Raw genomic sequence first — 24,033 nt, 5'->3', positions numbered from 1 at the left:
TTATAAGAAAAAGTACGTAAGTACAACTTCAGACTCCCTACTGCCTGTTTACCTTGCTACTCTCTCGCCCAAACAACACCTCATAACAGGATTTTTTTATGACAAGTCACCCAAGGCCAGCCTTCTGTAAACCCGTCCGCACCCAGCGAATTGATGGACCGGAATCCACGGCTGAACACCTCTCTTCCCCTTTAAAGCCATTACTAAAAGGCTCCAGTGAAGTCCATTCATCACTGCCGAAACCGGACCAACGATGTTTCGTTCTCGGGTACAATTAGCCCAGAGTCCTTACCACCTGAATATCAACATGTTATGTCCATATTCATAGCCTATATCTCTTAACCACACGCTATTATTCAGGTTTTGCTTGCAGGCCCGGGCTTTGTGCAACAGAAACTCAGGCTATCCCCTCCCCCGAAACCTGTATGGCGTTACACGGAAAAAAACAAACCTGCCTCTATTGTCAACCGGAAAAGCCTGTTAACTTGATAAAGGTCACAGTTGGCTGCGACTTCATTTAAACTGTATGATGCCCATTAGAGGACATTAAGCGCTTTCAGCCGATACACTTATTAACCCGGCCTGATTATATTGACGGGCGCCCGGATCACAGTATTGGAATGAAGTGCAAAGACCGTATGCCTGGGGGGTTATACAAGTTCCCCACAACGGGCTTTGAGTCTGTTTGAAATCTAGCACTCGCCAGGAAGGTCGCAGCAGGGCAGTCTATCTTTAAACAGCCTCTTAACAAGACAATATGACACGGAGCTTCACTATCCATGATATCGCCTCTGCAGCCAGCCAAAAATATTGCCCTGGTACTGCTTTTACTTTTATGTCAAATCACCTCAGTCTTTGCCGTTGACCAGGACATCAATAAGCCTGTACCGGAGTTAAAACCCAACTTGCAGCAGGCTATTGCCAGTGTCAATGTCTTCCAGATGCTCGACCGGAATCATTATCGAAAGATAAACATGGGGCTAAAAAGCTCTGAAAAGATTTTTGAACGGTACCTTGAACGCCTGGACCCCAACCGCAGCTTCTTTCTGCAGCAAGATATCGCAGAGTTTTCCCCTTACCGGGAACGCCTGAACAACGCGCTGGAAAGCGGAGACCTGAAGCCTGCCTTTAACATTTTTAACCGCTACCGGAAACGGGCTGAAGAGCGTGCCCGATTTATGCTGATTCAACTGGAATCCGGCGTTGAAATCCTAAATACCAAAAGCCGCCCCGATGCCAGGCAAGCCGCTCTCCGGAAGTTCTGCCAGGAAAAACTGGAAAAATGCACATTAACACTGAAGCAACTGGACTTCATCGCCCGTTCATTTGACTTTAGCCAAGACGAAGAGCTATTGGTGAACCGGAAAAATGAACCCTGGCTAAAAAATCAGCATGAGCAACTGACGCTTTGGCATAAGCAATTAAAAGACAGTATCTTAAGCCTCAGACTCAACAACAAAACCGATGAGGAAGTGATCAGCCAGCTGGTTCGTCGCAATAAAAACCTGCTGCGACGCCTCCATCAAAGCAAAAGCGAAGATGCTTTCCAGAGCTATATCAACTCCTATACAGGGATTTACGACCCCCATACACAGTATTTTTCCCCACAAACCGCCGAAAACTTTGATATCAACATGAGTCTGTCCCTGGAAGGCATTGGTGCTGTCCTTCAAGCAGAGGACGAATATACCAAAGTGGTCAGTGTTGTCACCGGCGGCCCGGCAGAGAAGACGGGAAATTTAAAGCCCGGTGATAAAATAGTCGCTGTTGCCCAACAGGCTGACAAAAGAAAAAGCGAGCCTGGCAAGTTTGAAGATGTTGTTGGCATGCGCCTGGATGACACCGTAAAACTCATCAGGGGGAAAAAAGATACCCCCGTCTGGCTAGAGGTGATTCCCGCCACTAATAAAGACGGCCGTACAGCAACCTACAAAATTGTAAGGGACAAAGTCAAACTGGAAGAGCAGGATGCCAGTAGCAAGGTTATTGAAGTGGTATCAAATGGACAAAAAAAACGCATTGGTGTCATTGAGCTCCCCACCTTTTATATTGATTTCAAGGCTGCCCAGGCAGGAGACGTCAATTACAAAAGTACCACCCGGGATGTCCGAAGGCTATTGATTGAATTACAAAAAGAAAAGATTGATGGCCTGATTGTAGACCTGAGGGGGAATGGAGGGGGTTCCCTTCAGGAAGCCAACGACCTCACCGGCCTCTTCATAGACCACGGCCCCACGGTGATTGTCCGTGACAGCCGGGGCCGGACTGAAAAACAGCAAGACTCTGATGCGGGCCAGTTCTATAAAGGGCCTATGGCGGTCATGATTGACAGGCTGAGTGCGTCTGCCTCAGAAATTTTTGCAGGAGCCATGCAGGATTATCGGCGAGCCCTGGTTATTGGTAGCCAAAGCTATGGCAAAGGCACCGTACAGAGCATTCAGCCACTAAATCACGGCCAGCTTAAACTGACACTGGCTAAATTTTATCGCATATCCGGCAAGAGTACCCAAAACCAGGGCGTTCTTCCTGATATAGAATTCCCTTCCTTCTATGATGGCCGGGATATTGGTGAAAGCACCCTGCCAGATGCCCTGCCCTGGGATACCATTTCCCCCGTATCCTATCGTACTTACGGTGATTTCAGCCCCTATTTACCCCTGTTAAAGAAAAAGCATGATGAACGCACAGCCAAAGACCCTGACTTCATCTATCTGAATGAAATGAAAGCCTATTTTGACCAGTACGAGAATCAGGATAAGGTCTCCCTTAATGAAGAAAAGCGTAAGCTGGAGCTAGGAAAAATGCGGAGTCAACGTCTGGCCATTGAAAATAGGCTGCGCAAGGCTCAAGGCAAATCATTACTCAACAATTTGGACGAGCTTGAGGACATTCAGCAAGAAACAGATAAGAAAAAGGAGGATGACAAACCTGATGCATTTCTCAATGAGGCTGGCATGATTATCAGCGACCTGATTACCACAGAAAAAGCAACCACAAGCAATGCCCTCACTAAAAAATCCCATATGGGCGGCTGAATAAATGAATATTAGGCTGTGGTAGAACAGCCTAATATTGATCCCACTCCTACAATGCCTTTGACATACAGCCTCGTTCCCTGTGTCCTGAGGGTGTCGCGAAACTAAATGCAGCGTACACAAAACGAGATTGATTCTCTTTTTTTAACCACGGAGACACAGAGGCACAGAGTTTTTATATCTTTAAACTATAAATCTCCGTGCCTCCGTGTCTCCGTGGTTAATAAAAATAACTTTTGCGACAGTCTCGGGACGCTGGGAACGAGGCGCAACTACGCCAACATAGAAAGTGCATATTTTCTAGTCCTTTGACCGGCGCAGTTTAGATGTGGGGGGAAGTTCTCAACTTTTCCACTTCTTCATGATAAAGAGGTTTAAAACCAGCTAACTAATGCCCGATCAAGTTTATAAATATCATCCCTGAAGCGGACACGACCCGATTTATCAGGCCACGCGGTGAAGTAGACAAAATAAACGGGGATGGGTTTATTCAATACGATTTTTTCAGTGCTATAACCTTCCTTATAAACAGGTAAAGCAATACTCATTTCCTGATGCTCAAGAATACGCTCAATTAAAAGCTCAATCCCCTCCACCCTGGCACAGCCAGAGCTTAAAAAACGACTGTTCTTTTCAAATAAATCAGGTTTATCCGTATCATGTAAATAGACACCATGCTTGTTGAGCATATTTAATTTATAGCGACCCAGCCGATTTTTCGGACCCGGCTGCTGTTCCAGGCGGTACCTGAATGAACTCTTATTCAACTGTTTCCAATCAATATTATCAAGACTTAACCGCTTGGCATCATCATCCCAGCTTTCATAAACCCGAAAGCCTTCTTTCTTTAGTATGCCTGGCTGCCTTTTTTCATTGTTCAATAAATAACCCGCCGCTATTTTATGGGGCACTTTCCACACCGGGTTTACGTTAACAGAATCCACCGACCCCAGAAAAACAGGTGTTTGCTTATTTTTTGTGCCCACAATAGCCCTGTAGCGTTCCCTGTCATTGTCACTGGTCACCCATGCCACTTCAAATCCTGCAATATCAACCCATAAATAGGGATAGGTTAATTGATGCGGGAGCCAGCGAAGTCGTTCCAAATTAGCCTGTAGTCGTTTAATTCTCTGATTTGTCAATGCCAGAAGAGCTTGCCGGGTTGACACCCCTAAGCGACCATCAGGTACTAAGTGAAAACGCAGCTGAATATCAGTCAGTGTATCCAAGTGATCCTGAGAGTATGTACTCCCGGGATTATTATCCATCAAATCAATATCCAGTAACCATTGATTCAACTGCTCAACTTCGCCCCCCTGATCACCTTTAAACAAAACAAGATTGTCATCAAATATCTTTTCTGCATTATCCCTCCACCCCTTCAGTTTATTCAGGGTAGACTTCAAAAGATGGTACTCAGGAATCTTAGAATTAAAATCATTTTGTTTAGGTAGTTCAGTGCTTTCCAGTAACGGATGCTTTTTTTCGGGGATACTCCAGCCACTATGAAAAAGTGTTTTTTTAACACGACCCTGATCTAGGTATCTCAAATACTTAAGATAGAGAAGCCTGATTTCCTGCTCAGAAGATGCCTTAAACAAAGCTTCCCAGTCTTTTGGATTCACTGAAAGTCCATGGGAATCAATACTTCCAAAAAAGTCAACTATCTGACTTTTGAGCGTCTTTTCATCAGAAAATAGCAGTGAGGGTGTCAGAAGAATGATCACGAAGATAAGCCGATACAACAAAACATCAACTCCATTTTGAATGTTTTATCCGTTATAAAATTAATAGTAGTTAATCTTTCAGGAATGGATAGTTTGAAGACAATAATTAAAAATGGTACATAGAATATGTACCAGGGCTGTTGATAATATATCCTGCTCATGGGCTGCTTGAAAAACAACCACAAAAACACCAAAGGTCTTCATGAAATTATTAGCTTTTGCCGCCAGCAATAGTACTCACTCAATTAACAAGCAGCTGGTCACTTACGCTGCCAGCTTACTTGGGAAAACCTGCCAGATAGAAGTGCTTGATTTGAATGACTTTGAGCTACCGTTATTCAGTGAGGATAAAGAAAAAGAGCTTGGACAACCCGAGCTGGCACACTCTTTTTTATCAAAAATCAGTAATAGCGATGCTGTCATAACCTCCTTTGCTGAGCACAATGGTTCCTATAGTGTCGCCTATAAAAATATTTTTGACTGGTGCTCCCGCATCACCCCAAAGGTGTTCGATAGCAAACCCGTAATCCTGCTCTCCACATCGCCGGGAGCGCGCGGTGGTGCAATGGTTATGGAAATAGCCACCAAGACTATGCCCAGATTTGGCGCCCAGGTAAAGGCGTCTTTATCCATTCCCAGTTTTTACGAAAACTTTGACCCGGAAAAAAGGTGTCTTAAAAACAAAGACCTTCAACAGCAACTTGAGGCTACTGTAAACTGCCTCTTAGACGAATAATTTCACACCATAGCCGAATGGTCACAAAAATATTCTCAACAATTCAATACTGAAGATGAAATGTTTTAAACCCTCTAAACATCAATGAATCACACCGCCTCTGAGGAAGGTTATCAGGATCAAATCTTAAGTCAGGACAACTCTTCAACAAGTGGTCGAGTGCCACTCGCAGCTCCTCCCTTGCCATCAAGGCCCCCAAACAAACATGGGGGCCAGCAGCAAAAGCCAGGTGCCTTGTTCGCCCCCGGGTAATATCAAACTCATCAGGCCTTTCACAAAATTCAGGATCGTGATTGGCTGCTGACAATCCCACAGCAACCACATCACCAGGCTCCAGATCTCCCCCATCCAAACTTATTTTTTCCTTAATTACCCTGATAGTAAAAGGTACAGAGGTATCAAAGCGCATTATTTCCTCAATAGCATCCGGAACACGCTCAGGATTTTTTTGCAGCCACACCCATTGTTCAGGATGGGAAAGTAGCTGGTAGACACCATTACAAAGAAGCTCAGTGGTTGTAATATGCCCTGCCGTTAGCAGTAAACCACAGAGAGTGGTTGTTTCTCTCATGGTCAACTCACCGTCGCCATAGGATTTTGCCATATGGCCAAGCAGGTCATTGCAAGGCTTATCCACTCGCTCTTCAATAAAGCCCGCTATCAAACGGGCATTATCAATGCTGGCCTGATTAGCCTCCGATGCCACCGTCTGTAACTCATTATCTATAGGCGCTCCGAATAGTTTAGCTACTTTTCCTGCATTTTTAATATAAGACTCACGACAGTAATGAGGCATTCCAAAAATATCGCATATTACATCTGCCGGATAATGGCGCGCAACATTACCTAAATTCAGTCGTCCTTTCTGCTTTTCATTTTTTATCAGCCTGTGAAAGTTAGCCTCCATAACAGGAACCCACTCCTGCACAGTGCCTTTATGGAAAAAAGATGAGGCCAGTGCGCGCAATCGAGTATGTTCAGGGGGATCTAACTGAATCATCGAAACCTTGGCATTTTCCATATAAGTCTCTATGCTTCCAGGTTTCAGCTTGCCCTCAAGCTCCTGTAACATAGCCTGACGATTGGAGCTGACTCCGGAATGAGTCAATAGCTTCTTGACATTTTGGTAGCCTGTCACAATATGAAACCCCATAGTCGGCTCAAAATAGACCGGAGCCTGTTCCCTCAGGGTTTTATAGACAGGGAAAGGATTGTCAAAATGGGCTGGATCAGTAACAGTCATGGAGTTGCTTGTCATACTATGCAATACCTTTTTATTGTCTAAACCGTACCCAGTCAGAGAACCGTAATTTGATGGAACTGTGAAGGACGCACTTTAGTAATCGCTTCGCTTAATCAACAAGTCAGGAATGGTTTGCAAACAGGTTTTATTTTAGTAACCCATCATAGCCCAATAGCGGTTAACTACAATAGCTATAAAATGAAATAACACTCATTTGCAAACATAAATTCTTTTACCCAAATAATTTGCAAGATGCCTTGTTTTTCTTCACCATTGCTACCTCACTTATTAAACTGAATGACTGCTTTCCATTTAAACAATGATACGTCTTGCCAAATTTATTGCTTCATCAGGTTATTGTTCCCGCAGAGCCGCCTGTCGTTTGATTGAATCAGGCATAGTATGGGTTAACGGCAAGCCAGCAGGTCATACTATGAAAGTCAACCATCAGGATCAGATTTTCATTGATGGGGAGCCGCTTTGCCCTACAACAGGGGGAAAAACTTATCTACTGTATAACAAGCCAGCCGGTATAGACTGCGTTTGTGATCTGAACAACGCAGCCAGTATTGTCCATCAAATTAAGTTCAAGCACAGAATATTTCCGGTAGGACGGCTGGACAAAGACTCCCATGGACTCATGCTGCTCACCAATGATGGTGACCTATGCCATCGTGTTCTCCATCCTGACCACCATCATGAGAAAGAGTATAAAGTTACTGTTGATCGACCCATTGACCCGCTATTTTGTCAGGCCATGGCAAAAGGCGTTTCCTATAAAAAGGTAAAAACAAGACCCTGCCAGATCAACCAAATCAGCAAAAGCAGTTTTAAAATAACGTTAACTCAGGGGCTAAATCGTCAGATTCGACATATGTGCAAAGCGCTTGGGTACACAGTCACTGACCTGCAACGCATTCGTCTGATGAATCTAAAACTTGATAACCTGTCGTCTAATGTGTACCGCCATCTTACAGATGAAGAGCGGATAGAGCTTTTTAATGCTGTTTAAATAGCATCTGTCTATCAAACTACAATTCTCTGGTTGGGCAAGACTTAGCCAGCGATTCAAATGCCTGAAGTGAATTCAAATGAGAATAGCTCCAGAATAACCATTCAGACTGGAACCAATCAACAACATCTTTCTCCTTTAGCTGCTTAAATTTAACCTCATCCAGAATATAAAACCCCTCCAATTTCAATGAGGGTGCGTTATCTAGCATGATACTTGCCTGATAGGGGACAAGCATATTCTTTTCCTCAAGTACCTTACAATACCTGCCAGTCTTTTCATACTCCTGATCATAACCTATGAGAAATTGAATAATACTATCAAGCGCTTCGGTATTTTCACCTTTATCATCAAATAGCCGACTCCCTTTTTCCTTTATGAAGTGAGGTGCCTGCCTGTCAAAGCACACTTGACCACAATCGGAAAGTGCAAAAGGGTAACGCCGAATAAATGCAGGAACATACTGACCTTGCCAGCTCCCCTCCATACCAATTTGCTGATTTCTTTCCTGATCAAGGGATAACAAAGCAACCGGAAAGAAGTTACCCTTATCATTTTTAATAAAAAGTACTGGAAACTCTTTGCCTGCTTGAAAGAACTCCACCCCCGTAACAGGAACGGAAGTCATATTTTCCGTGAAAGAATAGTTATCAGCTTTATCAGTGAAGTGAAGCGATTGATGACTATCCCTGCAAAGAAGAGCCAAGTCATTATATAAAGGTAAAGCACCCACTTAAGCGGCATCCTGTTTTAAGTTATATTACAGAAAATCTTATCGTCCCGCATACTTCTTTTCGCGAGTAGAGCATACAAAACGCCCCTAATAATTATGCCCATAAAAATCAACTCCGCTTACTTTTTTAAAAATTTTTAGAAATTATAAAATAATATTTCATAACATATAGTTCTTATTAATTCATCCACTTCACAAGTAGTCCAAAATATATTTACACACAATAAATCGATAATGATAGATATCCCAAGGGCTTTATACTTAATTTCCCACCAAACCTCAGCCTTCTAAAAAGTTTATATTTCACTTCTCAAGAACCATATAATACTTATAAAATAACCCTATTTTGTCATTAAAGTGTTTAACTCATGAAACGAAGTACTTACTGGCTTTGCTTTTTTTATTTATATTTTTTATCCCATTTTACCTTTTCCGAATATTCCATTGATGAAAGCCAATCAGATTTAGAAGTCATCACTTTGTTAGAAGATGGTCAGTTATTTGACCACCTCTCTCTCTTAGATATTGACCCATCAATTGACGAACTCGACGGCGATAGCTTCTTTTCTCGTATTCTTATTGGCTTTGAGAAATCGAATAAACAACATTATTTATTTGCTGAAACAAATAATGTAATGATACTTATTCCTATTAATCATTCAAGAAAAATAGATATAGTAGCAAGAAAGAGTCTGGCAGTCCTTTGTAGAGCAGTTAAAGCAGATAACAGTAGAATAATAAACTATCGATTATGTGGTGAAAGCACTGTACATACATGCGAACTTATTGACTGGATTCTAAAGGATAAACTTAATGAAAACTCCAATAAATATGATGAATTACAGCCACATCAAGATGAGTTTTAACGGCATAGTATGGGTATTACTTCTCTTTAGGCAGAGTTATATACTCAAATATGACAGGTTCATCACGTAAGTAGCGTATCTTAATTTTTTGCTCCTCTACTTGAGCCTGTCTTTTAACAACATGTTGTTCTATCGGCCCCTTTATAGCCTGCCCTTCTGCATTAATAGCTGTACTTTCAGGAGCATCATAAATAATTGTAAAACCCGGTTCGCCATCTGGATCAATAAAGGGAACTATACTTGCAGTTGTCTGAGCCCACAGATTTTCACGCTGACCTGCACAACCACTCCCTAACAGGAGGCTCAGACAAGTTATTAATACGACAAGACGCCCTGACATACATTTTCCCATCATTGCAGCTTACACTTTGATAGTAGACCAGTATAACCAATAAATAGTTCAATCAGCAGCCCATATCAAACTTAGAGCGCATTTTTATTACACACAAAATCCAGCACATCAAAAAAACCACTATTTTTATTTTGTAAATCTATATTGATAGCACCCCCACCCTCCTGTTTTCATTAACAACTCTTTCTTTACGAGTGAGTGTAGAGATTTTGCAAAAAAATCATAAGGTTTATTTTTATCATACTTTTCACCACGCCATAACCGATAAATTTCTTTCATATTAGTAATATGAAACTCCCCTTCATTTTCATCCACCCAATCAACCAAATCACTTCCTTGTGCCAGTTGTTTTTTCAGAAAATTAATTAAGGGACTATGCTTATCCGTATTCCTGCTTACTTTCTTCAATCCTGTATGAGACTGCTCTTGTATTATTACCGTCTGCAATTCAGGGGAAATATTAGCAAGAATTTGCTTCCATCCATCATCAGAATCAATTCGATCATAGCTTTTTAATATCAGCTTAATTTCAGGGGTTACAATATAAACTTCATCACATATCCCCTCTCTCACTTTGTGAATAACAATGCAATCATTTTCTCTTTGATATCTACATTTCAAAACCACATCCCCATTATTATCTACCACCACCTCATTTACATGAACAACTGGAAAACTAACTCCTGGTTGTAATTTAAAATCATTTACAGCTATAAAATAATAAGGAAATGGCAATATAAGAAAATCAGGGTACCTAAATTCGTTTAAGCGATAACCTGTACCAAGAAAAACCACCACGCGCATCTCACAACCTTCTCTTATTTTTGTTTTAAATAAATCCAAAGAAGTTTTATCATGAAATAACCTAACATATGCTTCAGTACTACTCTTTAACCTCTTACTCGAAACATTATATCTTATTATAAAATCGTGAGACCTAAGAAAATTAATATACTCATTCAATAATTGTTGCTTTATAAGTTTATGCTGATCTATCTTTTGCAATCGTTCATCTGGAAATAGATAAACTGTAACTGGCGAAATATAATCAGGAACATCCACACGATCTTTTCTTAATCCCCCTACTATTTCAAGTTTTCCATTAATATCAATCAAAATCAAATAGTGATTAGAAAAGCCAGATGCATTTAAAGAACTTGAAATCACAATAAAAACCAAGAACAACACCGTACGAAAAAGTATAAACACCCTATCAACCTCTATAAAAACTACAACACCAACCAATATAAACTAAAAAACCAAGAAAGGTTTATGGGTTTAACTGTAATCATATACAAATCATTTAATAAAGTGACTGCAGTTCTCCGGACACAAAAACATGAGGAATATCACCCGTAATTAAGGTGTGTCCAAAAATCAGGAAAGAAAATAAAATATTATACCGCCAAGCTTAAAAAATCGGCAGTCAAGCTGACCGTAGAATCTGTCAAGCTAGCAACCGTTTTTCCCAGTCTTCGCACAGTAGCAAAATACTCCGTAAATACAGGGCTAATAAGAAAAAAGCCCACGCAATGGTTCATTGCGTGGGCTTTAAAGAGTGGCGGTGGGGGCGATACCCACTGCGAACTTTTTTGAGAACGGCTTACTTAGTACTATAGTTTTTATTTTTTATCAAATAATTCTTTGACTGTTTTCATGGGTAAAAACAAACGATCACGGCCTTCGTAGTGAATCAATAACTCAAAACCATATTGCTGATAAAAAGCGGCAACTTCCTTATTTAAGCAGTCTACTACCACAGCATATGCTCGCATATGCTTATTGATTTCGTAGAGGTGTTCTAATGCCTTGATCAATGTAACCTTGCCTAAACCCTTTCCTTTACACTCCTGATGTACCGCCAATTGAGCAATAAGAAATACGGGAACTGGATAGCTCGGTAGCTTTTTAGCCAACTTTTCAGGTAACGTTTTTCTGGAGACCGAGCAGGGTGTAATAGCCTGAATTTGTATCATAAATGCATAACCTCTGTAACCAGAGGGTTGTTACAGAGCCTTTGAAGTGAATCAGAACTCAGGGGTACTCTGTTAAGCAACCAAACCAAACAGAGGACGCCAAGGATGGCCTTTAAGCACCTTAGCTCTGAAGAGAGACATTATATCGAAATCGAACTGAAAAATGGGACTTCTCAAAATAAAATTGCAGAAAAACTCGGGCGTTCACAGAGTTCGCTGTCACGGGAGTTAGGACGCAACACAGGGCAGCGTGGTTACAGGCACCAGCAGGCTCATCGTAAGGCTCAACAGCGTCATAAGGAAAAACCCAAGGCGGTGAAGTTGACGGAAGATATTAAGCGACGGATTGCTCAAGATATCCGGGCTGACTGGAGTCCTGAGCAAGTGGCTGGAAGGCTTGAAAAAGAAGGGATAATCAAGTTGCATCATGAGACGATTTACCAGTTCATAGAGGATGATAAGCGCACTGACGGTACCCTGTATAAACACTTGCGCCATCAGAAAAAAACGTACCGAAAGCGATATGGTTCAGCTCATAACCGAACAGGCATACCTAACCGGGTAGGTATTGAAGAGCGCCCGGAGATCGTCAACAACAGGGGGCGTGTTGGTGACTGGGAGGCGGATACCGTAATCGGCAAAAACCATAAGGGTGCCATTGCCACACTGGATGAGCGAAAGACTAAACTGCGCCTTGCTGTTCCGCTGCCAGGAAAGAAAGCAAAAGCGGTTAAACAGGCAGTGATTGATACACTCAAGCCCCTGAAAAGGTTTGTTAAAACGATCACTTACGACAACGGTAAGGAATTTGCTCAGCATGAAGCAATCAACAAAGCCTTGAGCTGCGACAGCTACTTTGCTGTGCCCTACCACTCTTGGGAGAGAGGCCAGAATGAGAATGCCAATGGGCTGCTCAGGCAGTACTTTCCCAAATCAATGGAGCTTCATAACGTCAAAGAAAGAGACGTTATCATTGCGGTAGACAAGCTGAACAGCAGGCCCAGGAAATGCCTCGGTTACAAAACACCATATGAGGCATTCAAAGAGTTAACTGGAGTGAATGCAAGAAAAGTCATGGGTTATGCATTTATGACTTGAATTCAGGTAGTATAAAAAGCGCAAATAGAACGTTTACCATCAGGGAAAGGATAGTTCGCAGGCAATACCATCGTTCGGCTAATGCCAGAATGCATATGTTTTAGCGCTCTGGTTTGAATAAACACATCAAGCTCATTCTCACCGCAGCAAAAGCCAGCCCTGTCATGCAGAGATTTATCCAACTCTACAAACTGGTTTGACCCGCTCATTCAAAACCCTGCTCTTTCGTATGCTTCAATGCTGCCTGCATTTTGCTGCTAGGTTTGCCCGCCTTATCGCAGGCTGACATAAACTGATCAAACCGGTCCCCCTCAAGCACCAGTGTTTCATGCTCCGCGATCACACGTGTAGCATCTTCATTCATCAATTGAACCACATACTCAGTGAGGCTTTTTAGCCCCAGTAAAGCCGATGCCTTTTCTGCTTTTGCCTTTATTTCTTCACTCAGCCGAAGATCCAGCCTTGTTGTTGCCATCATTTGCCTCCAGAACCCATCTTTATTGTACAGAAATAGTCCGTACATTTAGCTTAGTACTCTTGAAGGCAATGTCAAACTGTACGGAAAGATGGCGGATAAAGTGGTTATCGTTTGCTGGACACACCTTAAGTGGGGGTGATATTACCTGAGTTGGTGTGTCCGGAGAACTATAACCACGTCACAAATTGGCGGCTATCCTGTGAACTAGGAATAGAGTCAAATTGGTGGGTGTCTTGTAAACTCGCTATTCACTAGCCACCTCAACACCATAGAAAGGTGTGGCAAATTTGTTCTCACACCTTTTCAAATCGACATAGAGCATTACCGGTTTATTCTGTGCCTGAGCACTAAGTAATACGGACAAGCCCTGAGTGTGCTGAAAACTAAGTGCAGTAGACCAATAGCCTGCCACCTTTTTTTTATCCGCAATGGTACAACTGCTATTGATGACGTCATTAGTAGTTACTGAGACAATGTGCATACCATCTTCCATAAAGGCAGAAACTTTTTTGATGGTGAAGGGACCTTCCCAACTATTTGCTGCAAAACTGGCGCTACAAACCAATGTTAGCAATAATCCTAAAATCAATCGCATGTTTTCTTTACACCTTTTGGTCTTACATAACATTTTTCAAAAAATAAACAACCATGGCTATCAGTCATCAACCTGAATAAATCCACTTACTTATGACCAGTCCTTTCACCCAGCGCTGACCAATCTGTTTTGAGTATTGCCGTAGCGAGGCAATGGTTCCTGCCGCTCGCTGGAAACGGTTACCCTCAGGTTGCATAGTCTTCAACCACTCTTGGCTATCAATACCCAGACGCACCAGTAAAGGAGGCAGGTCAGCAGGAATAACACCTTTTTTGTCTGGCCTCACAGAACGACCGGTCCAGTCAATCAGATAAAAATAATCCAGTAAGGAAAAAGGCACCGATTTATCAGCCGTGATACCTTTCCACTGCAATGGCTTTAAGTGATTACACTGTTTTTTCCCGCTATTTTGCTGCCACTGCCTTATCCGATCCTGAATCGACGAAAAATCAGAGGACTCTGGCATCTTTGCCTGTCCTGCCCGTACCGGGTTAAGGTCAACATAGGCCATACAGGTCAACACCGCTGCCTCATCAAGCAACGCCTGACTTTTAAAGCGACCCTCCCAGAAACGGCCTTTACAGCCATCTTCCAGGTTGGCCTCCCGAGCCAGATGTTCATTCAGACAACGCATAAACCAGCTAATATCCAGCAGACGGTTGCGATAATCATCAGCAAACTGCTCCACCCGCTGATATTCTGCTTTGCTCAGCTTGTCCCTTGCCAGGTAACGTTGAACCAGCAAAGGCCCCGCAAACAATTGCGTCCAGCGTTCAAGCACTTCACGAGTCGTCAACGCTTTACCCGCCGCCTCATTCACAAACAGCACCACATGGTAGTGATTGGACATCACCGCATAGGCGCATACTTCAATAGTAAAGACACCTGCCAGCACCTTGAGCCGATCAACTACCCAGGCTTTACGGTGCTCAAAGCTTTTCCCCGTCAGATGATCCTCACCACATAGAAATGCCCGCCGAACGCACCGCGCCATACAGTGGTAGTACGGCGTACTACCCAAATCCACCAACTGCCTACGCGCCCGAGTCATACCCTACCCCTCAGCCTGAAATTACTACAACTGAGTAAAAAGTAGACGCCCTGGCCTAAGAGTCAAATTGGTGGCTGTCCTATAGTCCTATAGTCCCCTACCCCTCAGCCTGAAATTACTACAACTGAGTAAAAAGTAGACGCCCTGGCCTAAGAGTCAAATTGGTGGCTGTCCTATAGTCCCATAGTCCCGTCTATTAGTGGTCTCATAACTATTTCCTAAAAAAAATAAGAAAAAAGAACTTTATTACTATCCATCCGATAAGCTACTTTTACAGAGCCATTACTGTAAGAGGATATAATGTAACTGTTATCGGTTGAGATAAATAACTCAATCTTCTTGACTGAACTCGGGGAGAAATACGAGGTCATTAAAAGTTTATCTTCTTCCGATAGGGATGAATCACCCTTACCATCCAAATTGCTCAAAATTTTTAACAGTTTTTCAAACCCATTTTCCCTAGCAAAATTTAGCCCCATGTCTTGCGACATTTCAAAAAATGAAACTTCTTGTTTACTCTTAGGGTAAGTCAATAATATTAGCTTTCTTCCTTCCAGCAGGGTTTCCGAAAATTCTTTGTTACCTTTTAAAACATAAACTTTAATACCTAACCCAATATCCTCATATAAAAAACCTTGAGTATCAGCGAATTTTTCAGCAGAAGTATCTCCAACAGCATATATCGTTTCATCACCCATTGAGTAGGGCAAAACCATATTACTGATTATTATAATAACGGTGAGTATTCGCTTTAGCATTTTAATCTTCCACAATTGTCCGCATAGTATCGGCCGCTATTTAACTCAACCTGAATCAACTTTTGCTCATAAGTGGGTGATGACGACATAAAGTCTCGAAACTGTGTAGTAGTGCCAAGGAAACCATTTAGGGTCTTTAAGTCCGCTAAAATACCAACACGACTAAATACCGTTCCAACTACTGAAAGAGTTGTACCTGCTGGATCTCCAGCAACCGTCACGTTACCCTTTGCCATATCCATGGCCTGTTCAAGCGCTCCCCCCTCATAGTCCCTATTCAAGTTATCAATCATCAGATCCCGATAAATACTCGCTTGACCTGGAGATCTAACAAGGAATGCTGCATCATCCAGCGTCTCAAAATAACCGAGAGCAGTAGCATGCCCTGCTATAGATGCTCTGTCCATAACAACTTTAGGGTCTAACTGACTTATTCTATCCCTATACTGCCTAGCTTCCTTGGCATGCATCTCATCATTAAACGCCCTCGAAAAAGCCCCAGTCACCGCCCCATTAGCAAACTTCCCACCAGTGATTTCCGAAGCAGTTCCTCCCACAACTGCCGCAGCAAACACCCGGCCAGCGCTAAAATCGGAGCCTTGATCGATAAGATCAATACCCGGCGCCGCCAACTGCGTTAACCCCGCAGACCAAAACCCATCACCAAACTTTCCACCATTAAGCACCGACATAACGCCACCGGCCATCCCATGTGCTACCGCTTTCGCCCCGTGACCTGAGTTCGACATAACGGTTAAGCAACCAACTCAACCAGCCCCGTATGCTGAATGCTCAGAGAAGGCTTCTTTTTTTGAAACGTATAGGCTATAAGCCCTGCCAGCAAGTTCACCATAAAATTGAACTTTGAGCGGTGGCGGGTGTGCTCTATCTGAGAGATATTTTTCAACTGATCGTTGACCGTCTCAATGATTGCACGCCCTCTCAGCAGTACTTTATCAAAAGCAGGCAGGTTCTGAGGTTTCATGTTTTTCCTGCGCGTCGTAATCAGGTCAACATCGTATTTTTCTTTTAAAAGCTGGGCTTTGGCCTTGGATATATAGCCTTTGTCGCCGAACAGCTTACCAAACAAGTGGCAGCACATATCTTCAAGAACAGCACGATCATCGGTATTACCTGATGTACACTTAACCGCCAGCAACTCACCGGTATCATTGATAATCAGGTGAAGCTTAAAGCCGTAATACCAGTGTGTAGAAGACTTACCCCAGCCTGCTTCATCTTTAAACACTTTATGGCGCAGAGCCCGACTTTTTTCACAGACAGCGATGCCGGTTGAATCTATATAAGAAATGCCAGACACCTTGCCATATCGTGTCTGCAAGAAAGCTGAGAGTACCATAAGCGCTTGTGGCATCAGCTCAACAAACCGATTGTAGCTGACTAGCCCGTGAAAGTGCTTATGCCAGTATTTACAGACATGATTAATATAGAAGTGCTTCAGACAACGATAGCCTTTAGCATGAAATAGGATGACGATCGTTGCCACTTCGCTGATTGATAGAGACTGTTTACGAATGCGCTTGCGGCCACAATGCTCGATCAGATACTGGTTTAGCTTTGGTTCAAATTGCTTGCAAAAATCGTCTACCCTGCAAAATACCTTGGTCAGCACAGCACTACTCCACCCCTAATCAGCGTGGTAGCTATGCTATATAAAATCAGTTCCTTATGTCGAACTCAGGTCTCAAGAAGATATGGGTGGTGATTATATGGCAGCTGATAAACATGTCAATAACTTTATCTCGTACCAAGGTGCACATATCCCTTAACCCGGCCTTCTTCTTTTAGCCGGTCAATCTTGATTTGCTGTACATTAACAAAATGCCTGTTCTTTAGTATCACCAGCCAGGCCAGCAATTTCTGATAGGCTGCATCTTCAACCCAGACAGCAACGCCTTTTTGATCCGGTTGAATTCGGCTGATAATAACACCGGTCTGCCGGGCCTGGGTTGTTACAATCGACGACAACTCTTTTTGCCCGGCACCTGACTTTTTCTTTTTCTCCAGCTCCCTGGCTTTATCAAGATGCTGCTGCATCCAGTTCATGGTTTCCAATTGTTGGCTGTAATCTTCTTGCTGCCTGCCGGACCAGTCATCAAGAGGCTCCCAAGCCAATAGATAAAACAGCGTAACAGTTATAAAAACAGTCAACGCTAACAGCGCATTGCGATCCTTGCTGGCAAGTCGTTCATACCAATCTTTGGCCTGCTGCCACAAGGGGTGCTGCTCAAGAAGTAAAGTGAGTTTTTCCATAATATTATCCCCGGGATTCCCTGGCCACAGTCATTCTGGCAATCACTCCACCCTTATCCTGGTTGGCACTATCCAGTCGTGTTTGCAGCCCTCCAGCCCTTAATTCATCCATAAACTTATTCACCACTTCCAGATTTGCAGCCTGAAATTCAAAAACCAGATGCCCTGATGAATCATTAAAATCCATTGCCTGTGGCACCAGATCAGCCTCCTCTCCTTGGGTAGAGGCGACCACTGAAATTTTTTGCAGTAATGGCAAAAAGGGTTCTCCCTCGGGATTCTGCCCCATATTTTTCAGTCGATTCTGCATCCACTTCTGTAAGTCAAATGTTCGCAACCCTCTTGACTTGGCATCTTTAACCTGCCGATCCTGCGGAAACACGCTTAAATAACTCTCGGCATTTTGCCCCCAAAGCTCATCAGCTTTCTGTCCAAAATAAATTCCTTTCCCGATCATTAAGCCAATTTCAAGCACCAGCCAACAAGCGGCCAAAGCAATCAGGGGACGCCATTGCTTAATTTGGCGACGGGCCTTTTTAGGGCACCGGTAAGAACCTTGTCTGAGATCAACTAACCTTGATGACTTTCGTATTTCAAAATAACTCTGGGCAAACCATTCAAAGATTGAACCATTAAATGCTTCTTCTTCGAGCAGCCATCCCTGCTGGGCTAAATCTTGCCTGACAGAATCAATTTTATTGTCAGGTGTTGGCATGGCTCCAGATGCGTAAGCCAGTTTGACCCGGGATACTCTGCCTGCAGTTTCTGTTTGTAAAAGCACAGCTTTCTCTTCAATCTCAGTGGCACGCTGTTTTAAAGCAAAAGGGACAGCCTCATAATCAATAGCAAGGGCTTCACTGCCAGGTGTTGCCATCATAACCATAGCGGAGTCCAGAATCAGAAGTGCGGTTTCAGGGGCAGCACTTAGCAACTGGCATTCAGCATAAATGTTATTAATTGAAAGACCGCTTCTCTCAAAAACAGACAAAATTTCTTGAATACTGGCATGAGGAATAGCTGTCAGTGTGACTTCACTGTTTTTGCGATGAAGATAGTGGGCAATATGAAAAGACTCAATATCCTGCGCAAGGTCATCTTCAATCAAATAGGGTAAAGCCGACTGAATATGTTTACGCTGGCCACTATTCAGTTCAAGGCGGCGACATATAACGAGATTTCCGGGCAATAATAATACCAGTTTATCCTGTATCGTCCTTTCACCGGTTCTATCCGCTTCTTCTTCCTCATCCTGCAAGGTAAACCATTGCTCTTTTATCTGTCCGATTTCAGAAACATGTACATCCCCCAATAGTTCTCCTCCCCCGGAGAAAGTCGCCCACTGCACAGCTGTTTCATCATCACATGTTGAGACAAGGGGGGGTATTCGAATCAGCAGGGTGTTTTTCATCAGTGAGCCTCAGGAGTCCTTAGTACTATTAACCCAGTAGCTATTAGGGCCAATTTCCCTTCCAGCAATCTGCACACGCCCTTCACCGGTTCTAACCAATAACGTTTTCAGATAAAACGTCGTATCACGGTAAGTGGCTTTAATATATGTCGAAAAATACTGGCTAAAAACGCTGACTGGAGCTGCTTTTATATCTGCCATTTTATCTTTAATGGCAGCGATGTTCCCCAGTTCCTCTATTTTGGTGAATCCTTCATTGCCTCTGCCATCAATAATTGCCATAGCATCACCTTCTGTAAGCTTATCAGATATAGACCTGATGACTTCAGGCTGCGCTGTATTCAGATTAATTTTTGAACCCAAAGGTAAAGCAGTCACCAGTGGTGACAGTAGTTCAAAATCCTTATCGGTCAGACCTTCTATCAACCGAAGCTCTGATATTGAGACCATTTCCGTGTTAGCAGCCCTGCGAGGAGGCTCCATCACCAAATACTTATTGTCTGCTGCCACTCCCTTGGCTGAATCAGGCGCTGCTCCAAGCCACTCCTGAATGCGACTGGCGAGATCGATATCTATGGCCTGGGTTACCAAAAGGTTTTGAAACATTTTTAAAAACTTTTTCCCTTCAGTACCCTCAGCTGTCAGCCAGTTAATATTAAACCGGCTCTGCTCATCCACCACAGCTATTTCAATGTAGCCCTGCTCAACGGCATAATCCACATTTTTTATGTTCCATCGTTTACTTTCATGATCAACCTGTTTTTTATTTTTTTTATCTTCTATAAAATCTTCTTCCAGCAAATAAGCCACATACTGTTCAGCTCCCAATGCATAATGCTTTGCCTGGGTTCTTTCAAGAAAACGGGAATTTTTCTCTGTATGTAAAAGCAAGTTGGTAACAATTTGCGAGGCCATCAGGGTAATCATCGAAAAAAGCAGCAGTACATACAGCAATGCCACGCCTTTTTGTTGTCCGGAATAACGGGAGTTCAGGAATTGATTCAACGTTCATCCTCCTCAAACTCTTCTTCATCAAAATTTCGCTTTTTCTGCCGTCTCTTGGAACCACTTCCTTCGCCTTTTTCTTCATCTTTCCCCTGAAGCTCTTTTTCTTTAAATGTCATAAGAGGAATCGTCGCTTCCAATAGTCCGTAATACTCATGCTGTACAGCCACTTCAACAGCCACAGGCATTACGGCCGACTCACGCTCTTCTTTTTTGCCGGACTCTTTCGCTTCCTTAAAGGGTGGCCAGGCAGGCTTCCATAATTTTTTTTCATCCATAAACCTAACCTGCACTGCCCTTACATCACTTAATAAGGTCTGTCTAATGACAACCGGATCAGGGGCCCGATCCAATACTGGCCAGTAATATCGTACCAACTCACCTTCTTCAAATGCGTAGGCAACCCTTTGCAAATCACTTCTGGTGGAATTCAATGGGTTTCGCCAGCCAGTCCGGGTAAATACCAGAAGATCCCCCTCTTTTGTTGGCCCAAAGACCGCTGGCTCTTTGTCACCAAACTCATTTCTGATTGATCTTGCTGACATTTGCATCAAATCTTTTTCAATAGTGATCTGGGTTCGTTGTATTTCATCCAGGCTATCCAGCAACCCATCGGTAACCTGCTGGGCTTTCGTTACAGATTCAAACAATTTATAAGCCGCTGTACTGATCATCGCAAAGATAAGAATAGCAATCATCAACTCAAGCAGAGTAAACCCTTTCTGAACATTCATTTTTTTGGCCTCCTCAAATAGGAGGTCAGAGAGGCAAGAGGCATCTTATTTTTATCTGGACGCATGGCTCCGGGAAAAACCTCTGTGACAATCTGTCTAAAATCCTGAACTTTAGTCTCCCGAACCACTTCCCTGACATACCAATCGTACCCGGCATAAACCTGAACCCGTCCCCTTGTCCCTTTTTCGGGCCAACGCTGATCCACATAGAGTTTATTAAGATATTGATCTGCTACCTGGGCTGAGAGAATCTTCTCCTGCATATAACTGGTTTGGCGAATACTGTTTCCACCCGACAGCATCAACATGGACGCAGCCACTGCAAATATAGCAAGGGCTACCATTACCTCTATCAGAGTAAAGCCTGATTCTTTACGATAAATGACAGAATAAGCATTAAATGATTTGAAGCTTTTCATTGTTTTCATGGGAGCTGTTATCAATGCACCTTACCTAGTTCGGGTATTTCATACTCGGGCTCCCGTTTTACCTGTTCCCTGACACCCTGGGTTACACAGGAGTCATACACAAGGTTCAAAGCTGTTTATGAAGTATCCGGGTTGCGGAATTGTTCCACTTCCGATAACCCATCAGTCTGTAACACAATCGACTGCTTCTGATCCCCAGCTGGAATGATAGACAAGCCAAACGGGGTAGACTCCCTATCCGAATAGAAGACCAGCGTTGGTTTATCCTCTGCCTGACTCACCGCCCTGACAGCATTTTCACTCTCGTCAGTCTCAAGCTGGACAGTAAACCCCTCTGGCATTTGGTACGGCTGAAACGGTTTGTCCACCAGCTGCTCCCATTCCTTACTTTCCACAGGAAGCACCCACCACTGATAACCACCGGAACTGTCTATGGAAAACCCATATTCTACATTTTCAAGTAAAGCCTTATCACGAGCCTGAGAAAAAAGTGTCTGAAGTCGGGTCGCCTGTTCTTTGACCTTCTTATGAGTGCCGGAAATAGAGGTTAATAAGGTTATTCCCAGCAACACACCGATAATCAAAAGAACAATCAACAACTCAACTAAGGTAAATCCATTTAGTGTTTGTCCCCGCGCTTTATGCATGACCTACAAAAACCTGTTTACTCAATAAAAACCATAATCATTACGCATAATTAGAGTTTATTAGCCTCCAGCAGCACGATTACGCCTTTGGTCTGCTTCTTCTTCCCAATTCTTAATCATTGCATTCATCCCTTCACCGCCCTCACGGCCATCAGCTCCCAACGAATAAAGATCATACTTTCCATGGTTACCGGGCTGAATATACAAATAGGGATTACCCCAGGGGTCAACAGGCGCTTTTTTCAGATACCCTTCCGGATTCCAGCTTCTGGGTTCAGGACTCATGGTAGGCTTTCGAACCAATGCTTCCAGCCCTTGATCAGTGGAAGGGTAAAAACCATTATCCAGACGATACAGCTCCAGTGCCTGGGAGATGGTTTCAATATCTGATTTAGCTACGGTAATCTTGGCCTGATCCGGACGGTTAAGTATTTTAGGCGCCACCATTGCTGCCAGTATCCCCAAAATAACTACCACAACCATTATTTCAATCAGGGTAAAACCCCTTTCGAGTCGCATTCTCATTAAGGTCACCCTCTGTCTAAGATCCTTTTTATACAGAATCTTTATTTTATTAACGTTAAACCCGGTTATGCTGTCCAGTACTTCTTCTGTAAGACTGCCCAACGCTTTCAGGTCAATTCAGCAGCTGATTCATGTTAAGAATAGGCAACAATATAGCCAAGACAATCACCATCACAACGCCTCCCATAACCACCAGCATTAAAGGCTCAAAAAGTCCCAATATCATTGAAATCCGGCTATCCAGCTCTTGCTGCTGATTCTGGGCTGTTTTGTCCAGCATACTATCCAGCTCACCGGTTGACTCACCACTGGCAATCATATGCAGCATCAGCGGGGGAAAGTATCCAGTTTCAGCGAGGGAATGATGGAGGCTGGCGCCTTCACTCACTCTTTTAGCGACATCCTGAACGCCCTTGCGTATTGCATCATTGCTGATAACCTGACCAGCAATAACCAGTGCCTCTACTAAAGAAACGCCACTACGGGTCAATATGCTTAAAGTACTGGCAAAGCGCGCTGCATTTAAGGTTCTACTAAAACGTCCTGCAATCGGCAGTTTCAATAAGGTCTGATGCCATGCAAACCTGATTTCCGGACGTTGCAGGATATACCTTAAACCACCGGTAATAATCAGAATTAATGCAAAAATGGCTGGCCACCAGCGCTGGAACCCTTCACTGATGGCAATAAGAATCAGGGTAATAATAGGCAGATCCTGTCCTGTATCAACAAAGACCTTCACCACATCCGGTACCACATACCCCAGTAAAAAACTGACAATACCCAGTGCCGCAATAATCAGAATAACGGGATAGAGCAAAGCCTGCTGAACCTTCTGGGCAGACTGCATCCTTGCTTCAGTGTAGTCCGCCAAGCGATTCAAGACCTTATCAAGGTACCCCGCATGCTCACCAGCCGCCACTGTAGCACGGTACATCTGGGGAAATGCATGGGGAAATGCCTCAAGGCTCTGGGCAAGAGTAAAGCCCTCAAGAACTCTTGAGCGGATAGCAATCAGCATATTTTTCAAACGGCGTTTTTCCTGCTGGGCAATAACCCCCTGAAGCGCCTCTTCCACAGGCATCGCAGCATGAATCAACGTAGCCAGCTGCCGTGTTATACTCGCCAACTCAATGGTTGAAATACCCCGTTGAAACAAGCCAGATAAAAAACCAGCACTTTTTTGCCGCTGCTCCTTAACAGTATTCACCGAAAGAGGAGTCCAGGCCTTATCACGGAGAAGCTGCCGTACCTGCCGGCCACTGTCAGCTTCAAGGGTTCCCCTCTGTTGTTTGCCCTGCTGATCGAGGGCAACGTATTCAAATGCAGCCATAGCCCCTGTTTATCTAACC

Annotated in this window: 25 protein-coding genes; 5 read left to right on the top strand and 20 right to left on the bottom strand. The window is 43.4% G+C overall.

Annotated elements, in window-relative coordinates; all coding sequences use genetic code 11:
- Positions 1–779: 779 nt before the first annotated feature.
- The gene (locus MJ595_RS14450; protein WP_263078656.1) at positions 780–3,035 is read left to right on the top strand and encodes a carboxy terminal-processing peptidase; all 2,256 of its coding nucleotides are present in this window, start codon (positions 780–782) and stop codon (positions 3,033–3,035) included.
- 374 nt (positions 3,036–3,409) lie between these two features.
- On the opposite strand, the gene MJ595_RS14445 is transcribed toward MJ595_RS14450, so the two are convergent.
- Positions 3,410–4,783, bottom strand: coding sequence for a L,D-transpeptidase family protein (locus MJ595_RS14445; protein ID WP_263078654.1), 1,374 nt, complete (start codon positions 4,781–4,783; stop codon positions 3,410–3,412).
- Between the two features lie 181 nt (positions 4,784–4,964).
- Between MJ595_RS14445 and MJ595_RS14440 the strand changes: the two genes are divergently transcribed.
- Positions 4,965–5,498: an NAD(P)H-dependent oxidoreductase gene (locus MJ595_RS14440; protein ID WP_263078653.1), complete on the top strand. Its 534-nt coding sequence runs from the start codon at positions 4,965–4,967 to the stop codon at positions 5,496–5,498.
- Between the two features lie 43 nt (positions 5,499–5,541).
- Here the strand turns inward: MJ595_RS14440 and MJ595_RS14435 are convergent, their stop codons facing one another.
- Positions 5,542–6,756 carry a cytochrome P450 gene (locus MJ595_RS14435; protein ID WP_263078652.1) on the bottom strand — a complete coding sequence of 405 codons (1,215 nt, stop codon included), beginning with the start codon at positions 6,754–6,756 and terminating at the stop codon, positions 5,542–5,544.
- 304 nt (positions 6,757–7,060) lie between these two features.
- On the opposite strand from MJ595_RS14435, the gene MJ595_RS14430 reads away from it, so the two are divergent.
- A complete protein-coding gene (locus MJ595_RS14430; RefSeq protein ID WP_263078651.1) occupies positions 7,061–7,753 on the top strand; it encodes an RNA pseudouridine synthase in 693 nt (230 codons plus the stop codon).
- 19 nt (positions 7,754–7,772) lie between these two features.
- On the opposite strand, the gene MJ595_RS14425 is transcribed toward MJ595_RS14430, so the two are convergent.
- Complete coding sequence (locus tag MJ595_RS14425) at positions 7,773–8,486, bottom strand: SapC family protein (RefSeq protein WP_263078650.1); 714 nt, start codon at positions 8,484–8,486, stop codon at positions 7,773–7,775.
- A gap of 368 nt (positions 8,487–8,854) precedes the next feature.
- Between MJ595_RS14425 and MJ595_RS14420 the strand changes: the two genes are divergently transcribed.
- Entirely contained in the window at positions 8,855–9,352 is a 498-nt protein-coding gene (locus MJ595_RS14420; RefSeq protein WP_263078649.1) for a hypothetical protein, read from the top strand.
- Positions 9,353–9,368: 16 nt separating this feature from the next.
- On the opposite strand, the gene MJ595_RS14415 is transcribed toward MJ595_RS14420, so the two are convergent.
- The 3 genes from MJ595_RS14415 to MJ595_RS14405 all read right to left on the bottom strand — a co-directional run bounded on the left by MJ595_RS14415 (position 9,369) and on the right by MJ595_RS14405 (position 11,620).
- Complete coding sequence (locus MJ595_RS14415; RefSeq protein ID WP_263078648.1) at positions 9,369–9,692, bottom strand: hypothetical protein; 324 nt, start codon at positions 9,690–9,692, stop codon at positions 9,369–9,371.
- Between the two features lie 138 nt (positions 9,693–9,830).
- Positions 9,831–10,949 (bottom strand): ETS domain-containing protein, encoded by a 1,119-nt coding sequence (locus MJ595_RS14410; protein WP_263078647.1) that lies wholly within the window; start codon positions 10,947–10,949, stop codon positions 9,831–9,833.
- 377 nt (positions 10,950–11,326) lie between these two features.
- Entirely contained in the window at positions 11,327–11,620 is a 294-nt protein-coding gene (locus tag MJ595_RS14405) for a GNAT family N-acetyltransferase (RefSeq protein ID WP_263078646.1), read from the bottom strand.
- A 165-nt stretch (positions 11,621–11,785) separates the two neighbouring features.
- Between MJ595_RS14405 and MJ595_RS14400 the strand changes: the two genes are divergently transcribed.
- On the top strand, positions 11,786–12,778 hold the full coding sequence (locus MJ595_RS14400) for an IS30 family transposase (protein WP_263078067.1): 993 nt from the start codon (positions 11,786–11,788) through the stop codon (positions 12,776–12,778).
- A gap of 205 nt (positions 12,779–12,983) precedes the next feature.
- On the opposite strand, the gene MJ595_RS14395 is transcribed toward MJ595_RS14400, so the two are convergent.
- The 14 genes from MJ595_RS14395 to gspF form a co-directional block, all read right to left on the bottom strand.
- Positions 12,984–13,301 carry a DUF1778 domain-containing protein gene (locus MJ595_RS14395; protein ID WP_263078645.1) on the bottom strand — a complete coding sequence of 106 codons (318 nt, stop codon included), beginning with the start codon at positions 13,299–13,301 and terminating at the stop codon, positions 12,984–12,986.
- Positions 13,302–13,500: 199 nt separating this feature from the next.
- A complete protein-coding gene (locus tag MJ595_RS14390; RefSeq protein WP_263078643.1) occupies positions 13,501–13,851 on the bottom strand; it encodes a hypothetical protein in 351 nt (116 codons plus the stop codon).
- Positions 13,852–13,918: 67 nt separating this feature from the next.
- Positions 13,919–14,902 (bottom strand): transposase, encoded by a 984-nt coding sequence (locus MJ595_RS14385; RefSeq protein WP_263078642.1) that lies wholly within the window; start codon positions 14,900–14,902, stop codon positions 13,919–13,921.
- A gap of 218 nt (positions 14,903–15,120) precedes the next feature.
- Positions 15,121–15,618 (bottom strand): hypothetical protein, encoded by a 498-nt coding sequence (locus MJ595_RS14380; RefSeq protein ID WP_263078640.1) that lies wholly within the window; start codon positions 15,616–15,618, stop codon positions 15,121–15,123.
- Positions 15,619–15,653: 35 nt separating this feature from the next.
- Positions 15,654–16,367 (bottom strand): DUF637 domain-containing protein, encoded by a 714-nt coding sequence (locus MJ595_RS14375; RefSeq protein ID WP_263078639.1) that lies wholly within the window; start codon positions 16,365–16,367, stop codon positions 15,654–15,656.
- Positions 16,368–16,414: 47 nt separating this feature from the next.
- Positions 16,415–17,293 carry an IS982 family transposase gene (locus tag MJ595_RS14370; RefSeq protein ID WP_263078216.1) on the bottom strand — a complete coding sequence of 293 codons (879 nt, stop codon included), beginning with the start codon at positions 17,291–17,293 and terminating at the stop codon, positions 16,415–16,417.
- A gap of 125 nt (positions 17,294–17,418) precedes the next feature.
- Positions 17,419–17,934, bottom strand: coding sequence for a type II secretion system protein M (locus MJ595_RS14365; protein WP_263078638.1), 516 nt, complete (start codon positions 17,932–17,934; stop codon positions 17,419–17,421).
- A 4-nt stretch (positions 17,935–17,938) separates the two neighbouring features.
- A complete protein-coding gene (gene gspL, locus MJ595_RS14360) occupies positions 17,939–19,342 on the bottom strand; it encodes a type II secretion system protein GspL (protein ID WP_263078637.1) in 1,404 nt (467 codons plus the stop codon).
- A gap of 9 nt (positions 19,343–19,351) precedes the next feature.
- Positions 19,352–20,347 carry a type II secretion system minor pseudopilin GspK gene (gspK, locus tag MJ595_RS14355; protein WP_263078636.1) on the bottom strand — a complete coding sequence of 332 codons (996 nt, stop codon included), beginning with the start codon at positions 20,345–20,347 and terminating at the stop codon, positions 19,352–19,354.
- Positions 20,344–21,081 carry a type II secretion system minor pseudopilin GspJ gene (gene gspJ / locus MJ595_RS14350; protein WP_263078635.1) on the bottom strand — a complete coding sequence of 246 codons (738 nt, stop codon included), beginning with the start codon at positions 21,079–21,081 and terminating at the stop codon, positions 20,344–20,346. The genes gspK and gspJ overlap by 4 nt, the downstream gene beginning before the upstream one ends.
- On the bottom strand, positions 21,078–21,509 hold the full coding sequence (gspI, locus tag MJ595_RS14345; RefSeq protein ID WP_263078634.1) for a type II secretion system minor pseudopilin GspI: 432 nt from the start codon (positions 21,507–21,509) through the stop codon (positions 21,078–21,080). Before gspI ends, gspJ begins: the two co-directional genes overlap by 4 nt.
- Positions 21,510–21,625: 116 nt before the next feature.
- Complete coding sequence (gene gspH, locus MJ595_RS14340) at positions 21,626–22,156, bottom strand: type II secretion system minor pseudopilin GspH (protein WP_263078633.1); 531 nt, start codon at positions 22,154–22,156, stop codon at positions 21,626–21,628.
- Positions 22,157–22,216: 60 nt separating this feature from the next.
- Positions 22,217–22,675 (bottom strand): type II secretion system major pseudopilin GspG, encoded by a 459-nt coding sequence (gspG, locus tag MJ595_RS14335; protein ID WP_263322514.1) that lies wholly within the window; start codon positions 22,673–22,675, stop codon positions 22,217–22,219.
- A 118-nt stretch (positions 22,676–22,793) separates the two neighbouring features.
- A complete protein-coding gene (gene gspF / locus MJ595_RS14330; protein WP_263078631.1) occupies positions 22,794–24,014 on the bottom strand; it encodes a type II secretion system inner membrane protein GspF in 1,221 nt (406 codons plus the stop codon).
- Between the last annotated feature and the right edge of the window lie 19 nt (positions 24,015–24,033).

The sequence above is a fragment of the Endozoicomonas sp. Mp262 genome (genome assembly GCF_025643335.1).
GTDB lineage: Bacteria > Pseudomonadota > Gammaproteobacteria > Pseudomonadales > Endozoicomonadaceae > Endonucleibacter.
Note: the sequence above shows the minus strand (reverse complement) of the source record. Positions and strands in the feature narration are given on the sequence as shown.